The organism is Candidatus Methanocrinis alkalitolerans, from assembly GCF_029167205.1.
In the GTDB taxonomy this organism is placed as follows: domain Archaea; phylum Halobacteriota; class Methanosarcinia; order Methanotrichales; family Methanotrichaceae; genus Methanocrinis; species Methanocrinis alkalitolerans.
Genome location: NZ_JARFPL010000001.1, coordinates 44662 through 65950, shown reverse-complemented (window position 1 = coordinate 65950; position 21289 = coordinate 44662). Strand labels below are relative to the sequence as shown.

Below are 21289 nucleotides of genomic sequence, written 5' to 3'. Positions count from 1 at the left end.
GATTCGGTTTACATCTGAGATTCGGTTTCTATGTTATATAGGTTCCCTCAATCGGATCGATATCGATATCCTCGTCCCGATAGGGCTATTTTATGACTGGAAAACCTGGACGACAGTTTTAATAGAGATCAGGTTGCTACTCCCAAAGCGCTGTGATAAATGTGAGTCAAATTGACGTCGTCATCGGCACCACCGCTGTGAGGAGGTCGTCATTTGCTTTAGATCATTTCATGCAAAATCTTCATGAAATCCAGAGGAACTACGACCGCTCGGAGGTCGTTATCGCCACTGATGAGACCGACTTTGCAGAAGATTTGGATCAATTATTAAATAAATATAAAATTTTTGGGCGCGTAATTGTATATGAAACGGAAAATCCTGACCAAAGAAAGAATCAAAGGCTGTGCAGCATAACGAGCGGAAGGAACGCGATAGTCGATTATCTGCTCAACAGCGATTCGCCGTATCTGTTATTCCTGGACTCCGATATGACTTATGATCCAAGGATAATAGATATCATGAAAAGAGAGATCAATGGGCATGATGTGCTCCAAAGCGGCTACATGGTCCGCTCTAAAACGATCGAAGCTGTGGGTTTCGGAGGGTGTTCCCTGATAAAGAGGGAGATATTGAGCAAGATCAGGTTCAGGTTTTATGAGTTCGAAAATGGCCGTGTTATAGACGAATTTAATATTTTTGAATATGATCTGGTTAGGAAGGGTGCCCGTATAAGAAAGGGGGTATTTTTATCGGTTGACCATTATATCAGCCACGACGAAGCGGTATCGATAAATCCTCGCAACTTAAGCGCTTTTCAGAAGATAACAACATTCCCGATTCTAAGGTATATCTTGTTGCATTTGAGCATAATCTCAAGATACGACATAACCAGATACCTCCAGCACCTCGTATACGGCCGCAGTTGAGATCCTTGTAGAAGAGATTCATAATAATATTTACTAAATTATGAGTGACTCTATCATGAAGATCGTTCATTGGAACATTTCAAAAGCGTCTCACCCCATTTATGGACTGCGAAAGTATGAGGATGAGCTCTATAGAGGGATCGCGGCGATCATAGGAAACGAGTCTGATCTAGCACGGGTCAGAAGACCTGAGGGCGAGATCCGAGGAAATACCGTCTTCTCTTGGCCCTTTTACAGGAATGCTGACGCAGATTTGGTCCACGCAACAGCTCAGACCCTCGCCCCAGCCATCTACTTTAAAAGAATAAATAAATTCGTAGTTACGGTCCACGACCTGGCACCCATGATATACCCTTCTGAGATGAACAACTTATCCGTTAGGGTGCAGTACCTCCTGACACCAAGAGCCCTGAAGAAGGCTGACAGAATCATAGCCGATTCCCGCTTTACACGAGATGAACTTCTGAGGCTGACCGATCTCAAGGTAGATAGAATCGAAGTCGTTCACCTCGGCGTAGATCACGATCTATATAGGCCGATGGAGAGATCGATCTGCAAAGAGCGGTTCGGACTCAATCCTGAAGACAAACACGTATTGGTGGTCTCCTCGAACCTCGAGCACAAGAGGATGGATCTTGCCAAGAAGCTATTTGGGTATATCCGCTCTGAGAGAGGAGACGTCAAGATGATAAAAGCGGGCTACGGAGAGGGGCTGGAGGGCGAAGGCATAATCAGCGTAGGATGGGTCCCTGAAGAAGATATGCCCCTATTATTCAATGCATCCGACGCCTATCTGCATACCTCGGAGTACGAGGGGTTTGGGCTTCCGGTATTGGAGGCGATGTCTTGTGGGGTTCCCGTCATCGCTTCAAATAAGGCGAGCATCCCGGAAGTCGTCGGAGACTGCGGGTTACTGCTGGACTTCGATACTCTGAACTACAGAGAGATAGTCGGAGAGATCTCTTCCCTGATCGACGGGGGGCTGGATAGTGCTGCCCTGGAGCGGAGCAGAGGCTTCTCCTGGGAGAGGACCGCACGGGATACATTTGAGATATATAAAACATTGCTGGAAGTATAATCTAGATGTGTCCCGCATGATGTTGGTGATATTTAATGATTAAAATCTTAGTTTCAGTAAGAAATTTTTATCCTATAATTGGTGGTGCAGAGCTTTCGATGTATACGTTGGCAAAACGTCTTTCAGAAGAGAAAGAGGTTCATATCATCACCAACGGCCATTCATTCAATGAAATAATAAAAGATCAATTACATATACATGAGAGAGCTGCATCGATCAATATACCTCAATTTAGGCATATTAAGACTTATATGGAATGTAAGAAGTGGTTATCTATACTAGACAATTTTGTCAGCGAAAATAGGCCAGACATGATTTTAACCCAATTAGAGTTCGCTTTACCGAGCGTTGAAATAGCGATGAAATATAATATTCCTTCTGCCCTATTTATCCGTGATTATTCGCATTTCTGCCCTATAGGTTTTGCGAATGGGATCAAATGTAATAAAGTATGTTGGCGTTGCTTACCTAATATGAACTCGAAACTCTATAACGCCCTTAAATTCGGCCAAGACTCTCTTCAGTACCCATTTTCGAGGAAGTTGCTTAAATGGAGCGAAAGAACCGTAAAAGGGGCAGATTCTGTTATTGCGAACAGCCGATTTGTCTCGGATCTTACTAGGGAGTGGTTTGATGTTGAATCTGAATATATTTATCCATTTATAGAGTATAAATCGGTCGAATCTGATACCCATAACAGTAAATTTATAACAATGATAAGACCGGATATATTAAAGGGTGTTAAAATTTTTTTAGATATAGCCAAAAAGATGCCTGGTAATAGATTTCTATGCGTTGGTAAAATTCCTCCCCATTTTGAATTCAAATCTGAACTTGAAAATGCAGAAAACATCACCTATATAGAATGGACTGATGACATGCGGGAGGTTTATTCTAAAACCAAAGTTCTCTTGGTTCCCTCAATCTGGCCAGAGCCTTTTGGCAGAGTCTGCGTCGAAGCGATGTTAAACGGAATCCCTACAATCGTGAGTAAACGGGGCGGTTTGCCTGAAGTAGTATCCAATGCTGGAATTATCGTTGACGATCCATTTTGCATAGAAGATTGGGTTGACAAGATTAACAAAATTTGTTCGGATGATCAATATTATACCGAACTTTCCGATAAAGCGAGGGAAAGAGCAGCTATTTTCAATTTTGACGCTCAATATAAGAAATTTACTAATATTATCGAAGATATTATACCTTGAAAATATGCTGTAGTATATAGAATGCAGTGGCTAAAGAGAAGGCTTTACGCAGTAATAAATACATTCATCCTTCTCCAGCCCGCATCTTCTGACGACTTCGCCGCCTAGCTCGCTTACGTAATCATCCACCGTCACGATAAATCCTGCGTCTTCAAGCCTATCTTTGTAATCAAGTCCATAAGCTCTTACGTGGTCAGACTGTCCATAGACCCTCTCTCGATCTTCTGGGGAATTGATCGCAGGGTCCTCGATGGTTGTCTCCGCAAGGATCGGTACCTGCAAAATCCCCCATCCACCTGGCTTTAAAACCCTTAGTATCTCGCTCATGGCCTTTTTATCATCTGGTATATGCTCCAAGACGTGATAACAGAGGACACAGTCAAAAGATCCTTCAGGAAATTTTATATCTGTTGCATCCATGTTAATCATAGCTAAACGTGAATATAAATCCACACTCACATAATCAAGATTTGGCATCGATCTGAACTTTCGCTGTATGTAATAATGAGGAGCGATCTCAAGAACTTTGATATCGTCTTCAAAGAAGCGGGTTCGATCTCTCATATAAAGCCAGAGAAGTCGGTGTCTCTCGAGAGATCGGCAATGTGGGCACATGGCGTTCGGCCTTTTATTAACGCCGAAGGGCAAGAAGTACTTGAAGTGGCCTTCACATATGGGGCAAATAACGATATCGCCCTTATATTGGATGGAACGGAAGATATCTAGATACGATCCAATAAGGTACCTACTTAGCGTTATAATTCTTCGAACTTCCTTGAAGATCGCCATTTATCAGCATTCCCTTAGTTAATCTCTTTGTCTTTCACGTCCAATGCAAAAATCATATGATATGGGTTATCTGCTATGTAATAATATCGGTTAATAACAAATAATTTAGATAAAATTTTTAATATGAATTTAATCGAATATCCTTTTTTGCCGATCTCCCAGTAATGCTCCCCATCAAACCTATGCTCTCTGTAATATGGGATTTTAAATAATAATTTCTTCTCTTTAACTAAAGGGACCTTAAATCTGAACATAAATTCGATGCCAAAGTACGGCAAAGATAGTATTACAAAATTCTTGGCTACATACTTCATCTCTTTTAAAGCAACCTCAAAACAATCGAAGGGCAGGTGCTCCAACACCTCAGCACATAATAACGTATCAAAAGAACCCTCTTCAAAAAATTTTCTTAGATTCGTTACGCTTCCGACCCGGTCGGGCTCCAAACTGGGATCTATATCGACGGTGGTTACTTCGATCCCCTGATTTTTCAAGTAATTGCTGACCGTCTTATTTCCGACGCCGATCTCCAATACGTTTTTGGGATTCGTCCTCAAGACCTCGTCAATCTGATACCAATAGCTGATAAAACGCTCCTTGGTATCGTAATCTTTGAAATAGTGTTCCCTTGGGACTTGAGCCCCAAACTTCATCTTACCTTCCGTGATCCGCCACCATCCTCTCTACGTCCGCTCCCACCATCATCTCGACGAGCTCCTCAAACGACGTCTTCGCCGCCCACCCGAGCGCCTCCTTCGCCTTCGAGGCGTCACCCCGCAGCTCCGGGACCTCGGCGGGCCTCATGAACCTCTCGTCCATCTTGACGTGATCCCGCCAGTCAAGGCCGACCGAGGAGAAGGCCATCTCGACGAACTCCCTCACCGAATGGCTCTCGCCGGTCGCGACGACGTAGTCGTCGGGGGCGTCCTGCTGGAGCATCCGCCACATCGCCTCGACGTAATCGGCCGCATACCCCCAGTCCCTCTTGGCGTCGAGGTTTCCGAGCCGCAGCTCCTTTGAGTGGCCAGCGTGGATCCTGGCGACTCCGTCGGTGATCTTCCTCGTAACAAACTCGATCCCTCGCCTCGGAGACTCGTGGTTGAAGAGGATGCCGTTACAGCAGAACATCCCGTAGCTCTCTCTGTAGTTCACCGTCGTATAGTAGCCGTAGACCTTGGCGATGGCGTAGGGGCTGCGGGGGCAGAACCGGGTATCCTCGTTCTGGGGGACCTCCTCGACGTTTCCGAACATCTCGCTGCTGGAGGCCTGGTAGAACTTGGCGTCGCGGCAGAAGTGCTTCACGGCGTCGAGGATCCGGGTGACCCCCAGGCCCGTGACGTTCCCGGTGAGGACCGGCTGGTTCCAGGATGTGGCGACGAAGGACTGAGCGGCGAGGTTGTAGACCTCGTCGGGCTGGGCCGTCTGGACCGCGACGTTGAGGGAGGACTGGTCGGTGAGGTCCCCTTCGAGAAATATTATGTTGTCCGCGATATGACTTATCCTGGACATATTCGGGGTGCTGAGCCTTCTGACGAGGCCGTAGACCTCATAGCCCTTGGCCAGCAGGAGCTCTGCGAGGTACGATCCGTCCTGCCCTGTTATCCCGGTGATCAACGCCGCTTTGGTCATGTTGCTTCATCTCCAGATCGGACGAAAGGCTCGAAGGCTTGCAGGTTTTTATAACCTTCGCCATTATTCTCAACCATCATTCTCCATTCGCGTCCGTCGAGGCCATCATCGGCCATCATTTAAAGTTTTTCCGATTAAACTCAGATACACCGACCATCATCTCAGGCACCGATGGTAGATGCCTGGCCAAATCTCGGTCAAATCTCGGTCATATCCCAGTCGAACCCCGCCTTCCAGTACACCTCCGGATATCTCCTGCAAGTGGGAGAGCAAAATCAGAGGTCAACCCACCAACCTCTCATACAACTTCACGTGCTGGTCCGCGACCTCGTCCCACGACCTGATATTATCTCTTCGCAGGTCCCCTTCGCCGACCACCTCGCCCGAGAGGTCGCCGATACGTTCTACCAGCTGATCAACAACTATCGGACGGCTCAATCCGACGCAGGTCTTGCCGTCGACGAACTCCTCCAACGCGCTCCCCTCCGCGACGATGCAGGGTGTCCCGCTGGCCAACGCCTCGGCGACGGTGATCCCGAAGGCCTCAAAGGACGAGAGCATGACGAAGACCCCCGCAGACCTGTAGTGATCCAGGAGCTCCTCTCTGGAAAGATCCCGTAACCACTCGACCCTCTCCTCCACTCCGAGATCCTCAGCAAGACGCTTCAGCTCCCCCTCGTAGGGACCCCGCCCGACCACCACCAGTCTTCGATCGCCGAGGTGAGGCAGAGCTCGAATTATATGCTGGACGCCTTTATACTCCTCGAGCCTTCCGACATAGAGGATCTTGCTCAAGTCCTTCTCGCCCGCATCGCACTGAAACTCGTCGAGGCTTATCCCGTTCGTCGTTCGTTCTATCCTTTCGCCGGGGACGTCGAAATCCGTCTCCAGAAGTCCCCTCTCAAAGAGAGATACGCATACTACTCTGTCGGCCGCCTCGAATATCCTCGATCCGATCAGCCTGTAAGGCTTGTGCAGGAGGTCTCTGAACGGGGTGTGACCCCTTCCATGATAATGGGGGGTGAAGACGAACTTCCTGTCGCCCTTCGCCATCGCCGCGAAGAATGCCGGGAGAGCGTGGTAGCCGTGGGCATGGATCACGTCGCACCTCGCCCTCTTGAGATAAAGGTAGATCTGGGGAGCGAAGAAATAGGCATTATCCGGAGCTATCGACCTGAACCGTCTCACAGCGACCCCGTTTATGATCTCGTTCTCCGGGAGCCTTCCCGTCGGGTCGGTAGAGACGACCTCGACCTCGAAACCCCTTTCTGCCAGCCTTTCGCTGATCTCCTTGACGTGAGTTTCCACGCCGCCGATATCGGGGTGATATCGAGGAGATATCTGGAGGATCTTCATCTCAGAGTCGCCTCGAATATCTCGGCGTACCTCTTCGCGATATCTTCCCAGCCCATCTCTGAAGACCTGATGTTCCGTGACGCGGAGATATCGAAACATCTCAAGATCTCATCTTTTATCTCGGTGGGATCCCCAGGGGAGATGAAAGTTGCGCCTTCATAGCTGGACATGGACTCCGCGAGACCGCCGACCTTCGTTGTAATGACCGGTATCCCGTAGGTTATCGCAATGTGCGCTACACCACTCTGAGACGCCCTCAGATATGGCAAGACCAAAAGATCCGCAGCGGAGAAATAAAGGGATACGTCGTCGTCCGGGACGTACTCGTCCCTTAGAGATATCTTATCCCTGTGGGGTGAGGCCTCTATCAACTCCTCTAACCCCAAATCGTCCCAAACTTCACCCACCACGAGCAACCTCATGGGGCGCACCTTCTCTTCAGGGATCTGGCTGAAGCCCTCGACGAGGTGGTTCACCCCCTTGTATTTTCTTATCAGTCCAAAATATAAAATCACATAATTATCCGTTATTCCCAACCTCCTCCTGGCTTCTTCCTTATTTATTTTTTTAAAATGATCGAAGGGACCAAGAGGGATGACCGATATATCCTTTGAGGGGAGGCGGTATTTCTCTGCTATCAGCTCCTTATCTGCATTTGAGTGAGTTATGGCGGTAATGTTCTTTGTGATTATCCGTCCAATTATCCTGGAGTATATCCTTATCGGAAGTATCGACTCCTCGAGAGGATCGACGACCTCATGAAACTCCACGATTATCTTTTTGTGCAGGAACAAACGGTTTATCAACTTGAAGATGGCGTAAATGTGACCCACAGAAGAGGTCCACCACTGGAATATCAGGATCTGAGGATTGCCTCTCCTCAAGAAATGATATGCTCTGAGCCAGCTCAAAGGCGAGTCCCAATCGATGTAGCGCTCGTCGATCTCCCCGGACAGGTTCAAATCTGAGAGATCTTTGCCCACGTGCTTTCTGCCCGGAAATAATAACTTGGGGAGAAGCTTTCTGAATAATACGACCGAGACTTCGTTCTCCTCCGCTAATGCATTCGAAACCCTGATGGTGTAGTAGCTCAAACCACTGAAGAAATGTTTTGAAGGTCCGAATATGCATATCTTGCTCATAGCTCCAGGCACCTCCTTTTCAGCCAACCACCGTCAGGGCTATAGATAGAATATCAAAATATAGAACGATCCGGGTCACAAAGACTCCTCGTTATTCATATACCACTTGTTTGCGAGCATAAGATCCCCAGGGGTCCCCACATCTATGTGAATCCCTTCGATCTTCCTGTAAAGGACTCTTCTTCCCCGATCGATGGCCACCATCACCGAATCTGTCAGCTGGAGCTCTCCATTATATCCAGGCTTCGTCTCCCGGATGGAGTCGAAGATGGACCTCTCGAAGACGTAAGCCCCTATGGCTCCGAGGCTGCTGGGCGCCTCCTCAGGTGAGGGCTTCTCGATGATGTACTTTATCCGGTCCCCCTCGGCCATGATGATCCCGTGGCGTGTAACGTCCTCCACCTCTGCGACGCCGATGGTGGCGTCGGCTCCCTCTTCCACATGGTAGGAGATGAGATCCCTCAAAAAATCCTTGGGACGGAAGAAGTTGTCCCCCAGGACGACGGCGAAGCTTCCGTCGATGGCGTGCTCTCCGGAGAGGACCGCATCTGCGAGCCCTTTTCTCTCATCCTGGACTACGTAGGTGAGGTTGACGCCGAACCTCCGGCCGGAGCCGAGGTAGTCTGAGAGGCCGTGCTTGTGAGGGCTGACGACGACTACGATATCGTCGATCCCCGCAAGCCTCATCGCCTCTACGACGTGCTCGATTACGGCCTTATTCCCAACGGGAAGGAGCTCTTTTGGGATGGCGTTGGTGAAGGGGCCGAGCCTGGTGCCACCGCCTGCCGCTGGTATCAATCCTTGCATATCTGTACTCCATATCGAAATTCTCTTTTGAGCTTCAAAGCCTATGGTTGCAGAAAGAAACTACCAGCATATCCCCTCAGCATCCTCGCAGGAGAGGATACGCCTCCCTTCCAGGATCACCCTGGACTTCATCATGTCGAACTCCTCGTCGAGGGAGGCAAACTCGGCCCACTCCGTCATTATGAGACCGGCGTCGCAGCCCTCGAGAGCTTCAGCCGCGCTTCTGCAGTATTTGATATCAGGGACCACCTTTCGCGCGTTGGGGATCGCCAGAGGATCGTAGGCCTTGACGGAGGCGCCTTTCTCCTTGAGGTCCAGAATCACCTTTATAGCCCTCGAATCGCGGACGTCATCGGTATCGCCTTTAAACGCGAGCCCCAGTACTGCGACCTCCTTTCCAAAAAGATCGCCGATCTTCTCCTCGAGGAGCTTCACCAATCTGTGAGGCTGGCGCTCGTTGACCTCAATGACGGACTTCAGCAGAACCGGATATTCTCCGAGAGACTCTGCTAGGCGTATCAGAGCCGAGACGTCCTTCGGCAGACAGCTTCCCCCAAAGCCAGCGCCAGAATTGAGAAAATGGGGGGAGATCCGGTGATCAAGGCCGACCCCGCGCATCACCTCGTAGACGTCTATGTCGAGATCTTTGCATATGTTCCCCACCTCGTTGGAGAAGGAGATCTTCGTGGCGAGCATGGCGTTGGACGCGTATTTGATCATCTCTGCAGCCCTGATCCCCACCCTAAGAACGGGGGAGTCGATCCCGGAGTACGCCGATTCAGCGAGATCTCCCGCCCCGCCCTCTCTGCTCCCGATCACTATCCTGTCAGGATGCATAAAATCGTATACTGCCATGCCTTCTCTAAGGAACTCGGGATTCATGGCGAAGCCGATATCATCGGATCTGCCGCGAGCCTCCTCGAGAACCGTCGGGATCACCAGCTCCTCCGTCGTACCGGGAGGGACGGTGCTCTTGACCACCACCACGTGATATCCCTCTCCATCCCGCAGATATCTGCCTATAGACCTGCTGGCAGAGGCGACCATGGAGAGGTCTGCGTTCCCGTCGGGACCGGGGGGGGTTCCCACGCAGATGAAGGAGAGGTCCGACTCGGGGATTACGTCGTAACTATCGGTCGCCATAAGGTTCTCGCCCGCATGTCTGGAGAGGAGGCCATCCAGACCCTTCTCGTATATCGGTGGCTCTCCGGAGTTGATCGCTTCGACTTTATTACAGTCTATTTCTATAATATTTACATTATGGCCTAGTTCTGCAAAACATGCAGACGAGACCAAGCCCACATATCCCCCTCCTACCACCGATATCTTCACCCCGACCAGCTCCGTCCGATATAAGACGCCATGGATAGGTTCAAAGATCCGGCGTCTAGAGTCCTTTGTCGCCGGATGATGCTCCGGACATATATGATGATCGCACTGACGATCGCACTGACGATCGCACTGACGATCGGCATGACGATCGCCAGATTTCGTCGCTCGCCCCACTCCTTCAACCCTATCCTGCCCCCCCCACCGTCGCCTCCTCGATGAGCATGTGGGGCGAACCGTCGCTGACCGGGACGAGCTGGCCGGACTTTCCGCACCGACCGCTGTTGAAGGCCAGGTCGTCGCCGACGGCCACAACCCTCTCCAGGATCTCCAGGATGTGGCCCGAGAGGGATACGTCCCTCAAGAGGGGGCCCAGCTCACCCCCCTCCACCAGGTAGCCGCGCTTGGCGTTGAACTGGAAGACCCCCTCGGCGGTGGAGACCTGGCCGCCTCTGCTTCCTAAAAGGTAGACCCCGTCCTTCATCTCCTCCAGGATCTCGGCGAGGGTCCAGCCGTCCTTCGGCTGAGATATGTAGGTGTTGGACATCCTCACCACCGGCCTTGAGTTTCCTTGTGCGCGGGCGTTTCGAGGGGTTCCGCCGAGCCTTCCGGCCGTCTCCCGGGAATGGAGGTAGGAGAGGAGGACCCCATCCTCGACGAGGACCGTCTCGGCCGGGGCGCTCCCCTCGTCGTCGAAGGGGTAGCCTCCGTAAAGGGGAAGGCTCGGATCGTCTTTGACGGTGACAAGCTCTGAACCTATCCTCTCGCCGATCTTCCCCTCCAGGATCGAGCCGCCTTCCAGGACTATGTCAGCCTCGACGGCGTGGCCGACAGCCTCGTGGACGAAGACGCCGCCGAGCTCCTGATCGACGACGACCGGAAGGCTCCCGCCCTTCGGGGCCTTCGCGTCCAGGAGGGCGACGGCGGCCCCTCCCGCCCGCCGGGCTAAGCCCACCGCATCGACGTCGCTGAAGAGCTCCAGGCCGCAGGCTCCGGCCCGGCTCTCCATCCCCACCTGATAGACTCCGCTCCTGCTTGCGACTGCGGTGACGTAGAAGCCGACCCTCGTCGCCTCCCCCTCCAGGTCCCTGCCGTCGGAGCTGGTATAACGGGTCTTGACGATCACCTCGTTGTAGACGGCCTGGGTCGACCCCACCCCAGGGACCTTCGCCGCCCCTTCGATCTCCCGGAGAAGATCGACCTTCTCCTCCAGGGATAGGTCGGCGGGGTCTCTCTTCACCGGGACCTTCCCGCCCCTCCCGGGAGGGGAGGAAGCGAGCTCAAGCCGTTCGTCTCCGCCGATCCTCCGGGCCGCCCTCTTCGCCCTCTCCAGATCTCCGGGGAGGTCGTCGAGCCTCTCGGTCTCGACGAAGCCCCAGGACCCTCCCGACAGAGCCCTTATGGCTGCGCCGACGAAGAAGCTCTCCGATATCTCGTCGAGCTCCCCGTTGTCCAGGACTATCCTGGTCGCTCTTCCCCGCAGCACCCTCTGATCGAAAAACTCTTCCATCCGACTCTCCTCTCTATTTCGCCTCTCAAGGACCTCTCGACCGGAGGAGGGAGCTTCTATGACTTAACCCTGACCATCGGCTGATGTCAGATCAGATAATAAGAAACGTCAACAAAAAGAGATACAAAATGAGGGGGAGTCATTACAGAAAGAGATCGGCAGGGGGAGAGGGCCGGGACCCCCCCCCGCCCCATCACAGCCCCTTGCTGGGGGTCGGTATCGTCTCGGGGAGGATGATCCCCAGCTTCTTCTCCGCGGCGAACTTCTTCAGCTTCTCCAAAAGCTTCGGCTTCTGGCCCGAGAAGCTGTACTCAAAGACCTCGCTGATGGAGGTGACGGGGATGATCTTGATCCTGTCCTTGAAGGTATCGTCCAGGAGGACGTCCCCCTCGTTGGACTTGGGGATGAGGACGGTGGTGATCCCCGCCAGGGCGGCAGCCTCGATCTTCTGGGTGACTCCGCCGACGGGGAGGACGTCCCCCCTCACAGAAAGGGAGCCGGTCATCGCCACGTTCTGCTTTATGGGGACGCCCTCCAGGGCGGAAATAACGGCCGTGGCTATCGATATGGATGCGCTGTCCCCCTCGACCCCCTCGTAGGTCCCTATGAACTGGATGTGGACGTCTTTGTTGGTGATATCCTCACCGAGGAACTTCTTAATCAGGGCCGAGACGTTCTGGACCGCCTCCTTTGCTATCTCCTGGAGCCTCCCGGTGGCGATGACCTTCCCCTCCTCCTTCGACTGGGCGGGGGTCACCTCGGCCATGATGGGCAGGACGATCCCGGAGTCGCCGACGACGGCGAGGCCGTTGACCCTTCCGACCTCGGCCCCTGCGTTCTTGAACATGGAGTAGTCCTTCCTCCTCTCCAGGTACATGTCGGCGAGCTGCTGCTCGACGGACCGGGCCATCTTCTTCGCCTCCAGGACGTGGCTCGTATCGGTGAGGGAAGCCTCCTCGGACCGGGCGACGTCCCCGGCAACCCTGATCAGGCCGCCGAGGTCCCGGAGGAGGAGGGTGAGGTGGCCCTTCCTCCCGGCCCTCCTCTTCGCCTCTCTCACGATGTCGGCGACGGCGTCTCTTGTGAAGTGGGGGATCTTGCCGTCCCGGGCGACCTCCTGGGCGACGAACCGGACGAGCTTCTCCCGGTTCTCGACGGTATCCTCCATGGTGTCTCTCATGTAGACCTCGTAGCCGTACCCCTTGATCCTGGACCGCAAGGCGGGGTGCATCCCCCCCATGGCGTCGAGGTTTCCGGCGGCGATCATGACGAAGTCGCATGGGACGGGCTCGGTCCTTACGAGGGCCCCGGAGGACCGCTCCGACTGGCCCGTGATGGGGTACTCCCCCTCCTGGAGGGATGTGAGGAGGCTCTGCTGGGACTCAGGCCGGAGGGTATTCACCTCGTCGATGAAGAGGACCCCCTTGTGGGCCCTGTGGATGGCGCCGCACTCGACCCTATCGTGGCTCGGGGTCTCCAGGCCCCCAGATTGGAAGGGGTCGTGGCGGACATCCCCCAGGAGGGCGCCGGCGTGGGCTCCCGTGGCGTCGACGTAAGGGGCCTTCTTCTGTTTGCTGTTGTCCACCAAAAGCTTGGGGACGAGGGAGTCGTCCTTGGGGATAAGATACCTCATCGATAGGAATATCAGGGCCGCGGCTATGATCCCGAAGAGGAGCTGGCCCATGTAGTAGGCGTAGACGAGGAGGCCCATAACGATCAGCATGAAGAACATATTCCTCGTCTGGGTCTTCTTGCGCGCCTCCATCTTGTGGGCGTCGACTATCTGTCTGCCCCTCCCCGCCGGCACCACCCTGATCTTGGGGTTGTTGTTCTCCTCGGGGTTGTTATAAACCAGAACGTCCTGGAGCTCCTCGATGGGGAGGAGCTCGCTCATGGCTCTTCCCAGCATCGATTTGCCCGTTCCGGGGGAGCCGATGAGCATAACATGGCGGCGCTGATGGGCCGCCTTCTTTATGACCTCCACCGCCTCGTCCTGGCCTATGACCTGGTCTATCAGGCTCTCAGGCACCTCGACGGTGCTGGTGTCGTCGAACTCGGTCTTGCCGAGGAGATCCTTCTTCTCGTCTTCCAACAAAATATCGGCCCTCTCGCTCATAGTGAGACCTTCTAACCTATATAACTGATGCTGAGATGATCGATGCTGAGATGATCGATTCTGCAATAACCGATTCTGATATGACTGGTCTTCTTTGGCCAATTTCCCATCACACCTCAAATTCCTTCATCACACTTCAAACTCCTTCATCACCCTCTGGTAATCGGCGACCATCTCCGGGGTTAGGTGGGGTTTTGCCCGCCCGAAAGCCTCCCGGAAGTGGCGCCCTTCCACCAGGACCCCTTCCAGCACCAGATCTTCCCTCTTCATCCCCGGAGATATCCTCTCCCGGAGGGCGATCATCCCCGCCTCCCGGCAGAGGGTCTCGATATCCGCCCCGGTCCAGCCCGCGGTCATCCCCGAGAGGTCGGAGACGGAGACATCTGCTGCAAGGGGCATCCCCGAGAGGTGTATCTTGAATATCCTCTCTCGGGCGGAATCGTCGGGCATCGGTATCCCTATCATCCTATCGAACCTCCCCGGCCGGAGGAGGGAGGGGTCCAAGAGGTCCGGCCTGTTGGTGGCGGCAAGGACGACGACCTCCTCCAGGGTGACGATCCCGTCCAGCTCCGTCAGAAACTGGCTCACCACCCTCTCGGTGGCGTGAGAGTCGAGGCCAGAGCCTCTGGCCGGGACGATGGAGTCGACCTCGTCGAAGAATATGAGGGAAGGGGCGGCCTGTTTCGCCTTTCTGAAGACCTCTCTGACCGCCCGCTCCGACTCGCCGACCCACTTGGAGAGGAGCTCGGGGCCCTTCACCGAGATGAAGTTCACCCGGCTCTCGGTGGCCACCGCCTTGGCGAGGAGGGTCTTTCCCGTACCCGGGGGGCCGAAGAGGAGGACTCCCCGGGGAGGCCTGATCCCCATGGAGCTGAAGGCTTCCGGATACCTGATGGGCCACTCCACCGCCTCCACAAGCTCCTGCTTCGCCCCTTCAAGCCCCCCCACCTCGTCCCAGTGGACCTCTGCCACCTCCACGAAGACCTCCCTCATGGCCGAGGGCTCGATCATCTTCAGGGCGGACCTGAAGTCCTCCCCCGTCACCTTAAGCCCTTCCAGGACCCCGCCGGGTACCGCCTCTTCGATGTCGAGGTCTGGGATCAGCCTCTTCAAGGTGTGCATCGCCGCCTCCTTACACAGCGATGCCAGGTCCGCCCCTACAAAGCCGTGGGTCATCTCGGCGATCACCTCCAGGTCGACGTCCTCGGCTAGGGGCATCCCTCGTGTATGGACGTAGAGGATCTCGAGCCTCCCGTTCTTATCCGGGATTCGTATCTCGATCTCCCGATCGAACCTGCCGCCCCTCCGGATCGCCGGGTCCAGGGAGTTGGGCCTGTTGGTGGCGGCGATGACGATCACCTCATGCCTGGCGGCGAGACCGTCCATGAGGGAGAGGAGCTGGGCCACCACCCGCCTCTCCAGGTCCCCGGCCACCTCCTCCCTCTTGGGTGCTATCGAGTCGATCTCGTCGATGAATATGATGGAAGGGGCATTCGTCTCCGCCTCATCGAAGATCTCCCGGAGCCTCTTCTCGGACTCCCCGTAAAACTTCGACGTCACCTCGGGGCCGCTGAGGCTGACGAAGTTCGCCTCCGTCTCACTCGCCACCGCCCGGGCGATGAGGGTCTTTCCCGTACCCGGCGGGCCGTGAAGGAGGAGCCCCTGGGGCGGCTGGATCCCCAGCTTCGAGAAGATCTCGGGATGGCGCAGCGGCAGCTCGATCATCTCCCTCACCATCCTGATCTCCTTGGCTAGCCCCCCGATATCTTCGTAGGAGACGTCCCTCACCGCCATCTCCTCCAGGGTATCCTTCAAGATCTTGATATCCGTCTCGGAGGTGACGACGACCGGCCCCTTCGGCGCGGTGCTCACCACGACAAATCCCAGGGACGAAGAGATCATCTCCACCTTCAACTGCTCGCCTTTGACTATGGGCCTTCCCAGGAGGATCCGGAGGAGATACTGGGCACCTCCTACGAGCCTCGTCCTGGTGGTGGGGGCGACGACGACCCTTTTGGCAGGCCTCGCCTCGCTCTTCCTGACGGAGACCCTCTCGTCTACCCCGACCCCGAGGTTACTCCTGAGGTTTCCGTCTATCCTGATCTGGTCGGAAGGGTCCTTGGGCGAAGCCTGCCATGCTACGGCGTAGACGTTCCTCTTGCCCTGGATCTCCACGATCCCCCCTCCCTCGACCCCCATCTGCAGGATATGGTCCTGGCTGAGCCTCGCGATCCCCCGGCCGACGTCCCTGTGGTAGGCCTCGGCCACCTTGAGAGTGATGATCCTTTCCATGCTCATCGAGATCCCAGACCCCTCATATCGTCCACGTCCCGTTCCTCTTTTGAACCTTCCCCTCGCAAGCCAGCCGCAAGAGCCGCTCCTCCGCCACCGCCGGGGGGATTCCCAGCCTTCGGGCCAGGGAGTCCGTCGCCGACTCCCCGGAGATGAGGGCGGCGAGGATCTCCGCCTCCAGCTGGTCGGAGGCAAAGCTCTCGATCAGCCCCGTGGCGAGCCTCCTCGCCATCATCTCCTGGGAGTCGATCTCTTCGAGGAGCCGCCTCAGCCGGAGCCGCTCCGCCTCCAGATCCCGCAGATGGGAGGAGATCGCCTCCAGCTCGCCGGACGGGCCCCCCACCCCGGCCGACGAGCTTCGAGGAGCTTCAGGGGAAGGGAGGGTGCCTCTCTTCTGAGAGGTCTCAGGGCGGTAGGTCCTGACGCCGTAGGAGTGGGGGGAGAAGGCGACCTCCAGGACGACGTTCTCGGCTATCCTGAAGTACTTCCGCCTGCGGTCGTCCCGGTAACACTCGATGAGCCCCGCCCGCTCCAGCATCCCCAGGTGGTCTATAACCGCCTTGGGCCCCAGGTCCAGCCTCTTGGCCATCTCGTTGAAGTAGAAGGGTCGAAAGGAAAGGAGCTGGAGTATGCGCCTCCGGTTCTCGTTGCCCAGTATGTCCAGAATCTCTACGGGATCCAAAACCATCACTCAAAAGGTAATTACGAGATAGTAACCTCTGGTGAATATAAGTCTTTCGTCGATGGTCGATGGTCGACGGTCCTCTGGCCCCCCAGATCTGATGGCGGGGTTTGGAGGCAGCATCGGGGCCTGTTCTGGGGATCCGGACCTGAAACATGATCTATTGGCCATATTCTCCATCGGGCCTCAGGGGCGTGATCAATAGCTTATCGACGCGGTTGTAGTCCATGTCCACCACTTCAAAGCGGAGATTTCCCCAGTCGAAGTGGTCGCCGGAATGGGGTATCCTCTCAAACTGCGTCATGGCAAAGCCGCCGAGGGTCTGGTAGACCCCCGCGTCCTCATCGGGCATCTTCTCTATATCGAAGTTCTCTTTGAAGTCGTCTATCGAGATCATCCCGTCCACGAGCCATGAGCCGTCTTCCCTCAGAATTATTGGGGGTTCGGTCAGCTCTTCTATGTTGGGGATATCCCCGACTATCGCTTCCAGAAGGTCTGTGAGGGTTACGACCCCCTCCACCTTGCCGTACTCGTCCACGACGATGGCGAGGTGGATGCCGGTCTCCTTGAACCTCTCCAGGACCTTCAGCCCCCTCATGCTCTCGGGGACGAAGAGCGCTGGGAAGAGCACCCCTTCGAACTCGACCCCATCGACCCCTTCCGTCCGGAAGAGGAGGTCTTTGGCGTGGACGACCCCCATGACGTTGTCCAGGTTGCCGTTGCAGACGGGAAATAACGTATAAGCCCTTCCGGATATCTTCTCCTTGATCATATCAGGTGTGTCGCCGGCGTCGAGCCAGACGATCTCAGACCTCGAGGTCATGAGGGTTGCAGCTTTCCGGTCTCCCAGCCGAAATACCCTGTCGACCATCTCCTTCTCCGCCTCCTCGAAGACCCCTGCCCCGGCGCCGAGGTCTATCAGGATCTTTATCTCCTCCTCCGTGACGGGGGGGCCGTTGTTGGGCTTTATCCCCAGGGCCCTGATGGCCACCTCCGTCGAGGCGCTGAGGATGAAGACGAAGGGGCCTGCGACTCGTGAAAGGAGGCTGAGGGGCGAGGCGACGACGGACGCGATCCGCTCAGGATCGTTCAGCGCCACCCTCTTCGGGACCAGCTCCCCGAAGATGAGCATCGCGTACGTTATGGAGACGACGACGATGCCGATGCTTATGAAATCGCTGTGAGCTGCAAGGGCTGGAACCGCCTCCAGCCAGACCGCCAGGTCTCTTGCCACCGTCGCCCCGCCGAAGGCGCCAGCGAGGGTCCCGACGAGGGTTATCCCGATCTGGATCGTCGAGAGGAAGTTGGTCGGCTCGTTGGCGAGGTCGAGGGCGAGCTTCGCCCCGGAATGGTCCCCCTCCGCCAGCTCCTGCAGCCGGGACTTCCTGGAGGATACGACGGCGATCTCCGATCCGGCGAATAGGCCGTTGATTATTATCAGCAGAATTATGACAACTATTTCAAAGTTCATGGAAGGACACTCTTTGCCCGAAGTTTAACCGTTCATCACCTTATATCTTGCGTTCTGGCGAAGATTAGACGAAAATAAAAAAAAGCGAATAAAATGAAGACAGTTCTGCCGCCCGGATCGCCAAGGACGGCAGATTTCGGCCCCGGGCCTAACGCATCGCAGAGAGGCGCGCGATCCTCTCCTCGGTCGCCGGATGGGTCGAGAATAGGGAGGCGAGCTTCTTGCCCTTGAGGGGGTTGACGATGAACATGTGGGCCGTCGACGGGTTGACGTCGGCCTGGGCTCTTGCGGCACCCCCTTCGAGCTTTGCCAGGGCGCTCGCCAGGGCCATGGGCCTTCCGCAGAGCTGGGCCCCGCTGGCGTCGGCCCCAAACTCCCGGCTCCTCGATATCGCCATCTGTATGATCATGGCAGCTATCGGCGCCAGGATCGCCATGGCGATGACCCCGACGATATTTCCCGCATCGTCATCCCGGCCCCCGAAGATGAGGGACCACTGGGCCATGCTGGCCATGAAGGTTATGACCCCGGCGATGGTGGCGGCTACAGAGCTTATGAGGGTGTCCCGGTTCTTTACGTGGGCGAGCTCGTGGGCCATCACCGCCTCCAGCTCGTCTTTATCCAGGATCTTCATGATCCCGGTGGTCGCCGCCACGGCGGCGTGCTGCGGGTCTCTTCCGGTAGCAAAGGCGTTGGGCATGGGGGTATCGACGATGTAGACCTTCGGCATCGGCATATTCGCCCGGTCGACGAGACCCCGGACGATCCCGTAGAGGGCCGGCGCCTCGGCAGCTGTCACCTCTTTTGCCTTGTACATCTTCAATACAATTTTGTCGCTGTACCAGTACGTCCCCATGTTCATCACCAGGGAGAAGAGGAGGGCTATCATCATGCCGCCCCTCCCACCCAGGGCTCCCCCAATCAGAAGCATCAGCCCCGTGAGGCTGGCCAATAGAAGGGTAGTCCTGATTCCGTTCATCATAGTAACGGGAGAGTACAGGCTTATACCCCATATACTTTGCGTCGATCGATGGCAGAGCAGCCTCCTCTTCAGGACACCTGCATCATCCGCAGCGCCGCCGCCCTGTTCGCCCTCGCGTCGGCTAAGGACGGGTTTATCGCTAGCGCCCTCTCGTAGCAGTCGGCGGCCTCCCGGTAGCGGCCAAGATGGTATAAGACCGCCCCCTTGTTGTTCCAGCCTCCGGCGTGGCCGGGGTCGAGGTCGAGGGTTCTGTTGAAAGAGTCCAGAGCCTCCTCATTCCGGCCCAGGGCCGTCAGGACTACCCCCCGGTTGTTCCAGCCGCTGACGAGCTCGGGGTTAGCCGCGAGCCCCCGGTCGATCGCCTCCATCGCCTCCTCGCTCCTCCCCAGGGTGTAGAGGACCCACCCCCGGTTGTTCCAGGCCTCGGCGTGATCGGGGTCGAGCTCGGAGGCCCTGGTGAAGAGCCGGAGCGCCTCCTCCATCTCGCCGGTCCCGTAGGCTACGACCCCCTTCCTGTAGACCGCCGGCTCGTACTCCGGGTCGATATCTATGGCGCGGTCGAAGGCCTCCGCCGCCTCCCTATCCCTCTTCATATCGACGAGGGCGACCCCCCGATGGTGCCAGGCCTCGGCCCTTCCGGGGTCGATATCCAGGGCCTTGTCGTAGCAGAATATCGCCTCGCTCGGCCGGTTCAGCCGGTAGAGGGCGTGGCCCTTGCTGTGCCAGGCGTCGGCGGAGTCGGGGTCGAACCTGATCACCTCGTCGAAGGCCTTCATGGCGTCGAAGTACCGCCCTTCCAGGTACAGGACTGAGCCCCGGTTGTACCAGGCGATCCCATAAGAAGGGTCGATGGATATCGCCCGGTCGTAGGAGTCCAGAGCCTCCCCGTTCCTCCCCAGGTCTGCCAGGGCCGCTCCCCGGTTGTTCCAGGCGAGAGCGAAGGCCGGCTCGATCTCCAGGGCGGAGTCGTAGGACTCCACCGCCTCCTCGCCCCTCCCCATCTCCCCTAGAGCCCTCCCCCGATTGTACCAGGCGAGGGCGAAGGCCGGGTCGACCTCCAGGGCGGAGTCGTAGGAGGCCACCGCCTCCTCGAGGCGGCCGAGGTTGGAGAGGGCGAGCCCCCGGTTGTTCCAGGCGAGGAGGTATCCGGGGTCGACCTCCAGGGCGGCGTCGAAGCTCTCAGCCGCCTCCTCGTACCTTTCCATCACCCCCAGGAGAAGTCCCCTCTCGTTCCAGCCGGCCTTATCATGGGGATCGGCCCGGAGAGCCCCCTCCAGCCGCTCCAGAGCCTCCTCGTTCCTCCCCAGGGTCCGGAGGATCTCCGACGCCCCCTTCCAGGATCCCGCGAGGTCCGGATCGATATCCAGGGCCGAATCGTAGCAAGAAAGAGCCTCCTCGCCCCTCCCCAGGGCCCGGAGGGCGTTCCCCCGGTTCTGCCACGCCTCGGCGAGGTTGGGGTTGATATCGAGGGCACGGCCAAAAGAGGCTTCGGCCTCTTCATACCTCCCCAGAGCCCCCAGGATCAGCCCCCGGTTGTTCCAGGCCTTCTCGCTTCCTGGGTCGATCTCCAGGGACCGTTCGTAGGCCTCCAGAGCCTCTTGTGCCCTCCCGAGAAAGGCGAGGGAGTTTCCCATAAGATACCAGACCCTGGCATCACCGGGGTCGATATCCAGGGCCCTTTCGAAGGACTCGGCGGCAAGCTTCCGATCGGTCAGGTTGTAGAGGGCGATCTCGCCCCGCAGGGCCCAGGCGCAAGAGAGGTTTGGATCGGCCTCGAGGGATCGGTTTAGATGATCGAGGGCGAGGTCGACCTCCCCACCTCGATAATGCCGGTCAGCCTCTTCAAAGAGCTCCAGCGCCGACCCCCCCACCCCCACAGCAGGGGATGCGAGGGCGAGGACCAGGGCCAGCAGAATAAGACCCCCACGTCTCATGGGGGTTGGGATCCTCCTCGCCTCCGATATACCTTACG

The 21289-nt window shown here is 56.2% G+C and carries 17 protein-coding genes; 3 read left to right on the top strand and 14 right to left on the bottom strand.

Annotated features, from left to right (window positions below):
• The first annotated feature begins 161 nt into the window (after positions 1–161).
• From P0O24_RS00310 to P0O24_RS00300, 3 genes are read left to right on the top strand one after another with little or no spacing between them, the layout of a single operon-like run.
• Complete coding sequence (locus tag P0O24_RS00310) at positions 162–926, top strand: glycosyltransferase family A protein (RefSeq protein ID WP_316967740.1); 765 nt, start codon at positions 162–164, stop codon at positions 924–926.
• Between the two features lie 40 nt (positions 927–966).
• A complete protein-coding gene (locus P0O24_RS00305; protein WP_316967739.1) occupies positions 967–2004 on the top strand; it encodes a glycosyltransferase family 4 protein in 1038 nt (345 codons plus the stop codon).
• Between the two features lie 35 nt (positions 2005–2039).
• A complete protein-coding gene (locus P0O24_RS00300; protein ID WP_316967738.1) occupies positions 2040–3212 on the top strand; it encodes a glycosyltransferase family 4 protein in 1173 nt (390 codons plus the stop codon).
• A 30-nt stretch (positions 3213–3242) separates the two neighbouring features.
• On the opposite strand, the gene P0O24_RS00295 is transcribed toward P0O24_RS00300, so the two are convergent.
• From P0O24_RS00295 to P0O24_RS00230, 14 genes are all read right to left on the bottom strand, one after another.
• Positions 3243–4001, bottom strand: coding sequence for a class I SAM-dependent methyltransferase (locus P0O24_RS00295; RefSeq protein ID WP_316967737.1), 759 nt, complete (start codon positions 3999–4001; stop codon positions 3243–3245).
• Positions 4002–4015: 14 nt separating this feature from the next.
• Positions 4016–4654, bottom strand: coding sequence for a class I SAM-dependent methyltransferase (locus P0O24_RS00290; RefSeq protein WP_316967736.1), 639 nt, complete (start codon positions 4652–4654; stop codon positions 4016–4018).
• Position 4655: 1 nt separating this feature from the next.
• Entirely contained in the window at positions 4656–5630 is a 975-nt protein-coding gene (gmd, locus tag P0O24_RS00285; RefSeq protein WP_316967735.1) for a GDP-mannose 4,6-dehydratase, read from the bottom strand.
• 282 nt (positions 5631–5912) lie between these two features.
• Complete coding sequence (locus P0O24_RS00280) at positions 5913–6986, bottom strand: glycosyltransferase family 4 protein (RefSeq protein WP_316967734.1); 1074 nt, start codon at positions 6984–6986, stop codon at positions 5913–5915.
• Positions 6983–8155, bottom strand: coding sequence for a glycosyltransferase (locus tag P0O24_RS00275; RefSeq protein WP_316967733.1), 1173 nt, complete (start codon positions 8153–8155; stop codon positions 6983–6985). The genes P0O24_RS00280 and P0O24_RS00275 overlap by 4 nt, the downstream gene beginning before the upstream one ends.
• A gap of 48 nt (positions 8156–8203) precedes the next feature.
• The gene (locus P0O24_RS00270; RefSeq protein ID WP_316967732.1) at positions 8204–8935 is read right to left on the bottom strand and encodes a sugar phosphate nucleotidyltransferase; all 732 of its coding nucleotides are present in this window, start codon (positions 8933–8935) and stop codon (positions 8204–8206) included.
• Positions 8936–8995: 60 nt separating this feature from the next.
• Positions 8996–10267: a UDP-glucose dehydrogenase family protein gene (locus P0O24_RS00265; RefSeq protein WP_394356628.1), complete on the bottom strand. Its 1272-nt coding sequence runs from the start codon at positions 10265–10267 to the stop codon at positions 8996–8998.
• A gap of 184 nt (positions 10268–10451) precedes the next feature.
• Positions 10452–11774, bottom strand: a complete 1323-nt coding sequence (locus tag P0O24_RS00260) for a TldD/PmbA family protein (protein WP_316967731.1) — start codon at positions 11772–11774, stop codon at positions 10452–10454.
• Positions 11775–11967: 193 nt separating this feature from the next.
• Positions 11968–13890 (bottom strand): ATP-dependent protease LonB, encoded by a 1923-nt coding sequence (gene lonB / locus P0O24_RS00255; RefSeq protein WP_316967730.1) that lies wholly within the window; start codon positions 13888–13890, stop codon positions 11968–11970.
• A gap of 129 nt (positions 13891–14019) precedes the next feature.
• The gene (locus P0O24_RS00250) at positions 14020–16182 is read right to left on the bottom strand and encodes a CDC48 family AAA ATPase (protein WP_394356635.1); all 2163 of its coding nucleotides are present in this window, start codon (positions 16180–16182) and stop codon (positions 14020–14022) included.
• Positions 16183–16204: 22 nt separating this feature from the next.
• Positions 16205–16870 carry an ArsR/SmtB family transcription factor gene (locus P0O24_RS00245; protein ID WP_316967728.1) on the bottom strand — a complete coding sequence of 222 codons (666 nt, stop codon included), beginning with the start codon at positions 16868–16870 and terminating at the stop codon, positions 16205–16207.
• A gap of 154 nt (positions 16871–17024) precedes the next feature.
• Complete coding sequence (locus P0O24_RS00240; protein WP_316967727.1) at positions 17025–18335, bottom strand: hemolysin family protein; 1311 nt, start codon at positions 18333–18335, stop codon at positions 17025–17027.
• A 148-nt stretch (positions 18336–18483) separates the two neighbouring features.
• Positions 18484–19317, bottom strand: coding sequence for a zinc metalloprotease HtpX (gene htpX / locus P0O24_RS00235; RefSeq protein WP_316967726.1), 834 nt, complete (start codon positions 19315–19317; stop codon positions 18484–18486).
• Positions 19318–19385: 68 nt separating this feature from the next.
• Positions 19386–21251 (bottom strand): tetratricopeptide repeat protein, encoded by a 1866-nt coding sequence (locus tag P0O24_RS00230; protein WP_316967725.1) that lies wholly within the window; start codon positions 21249–21251, stop codon positions 19386–19388.
• Positions 21252–21289: the final 38 nt, after the last annotated feature.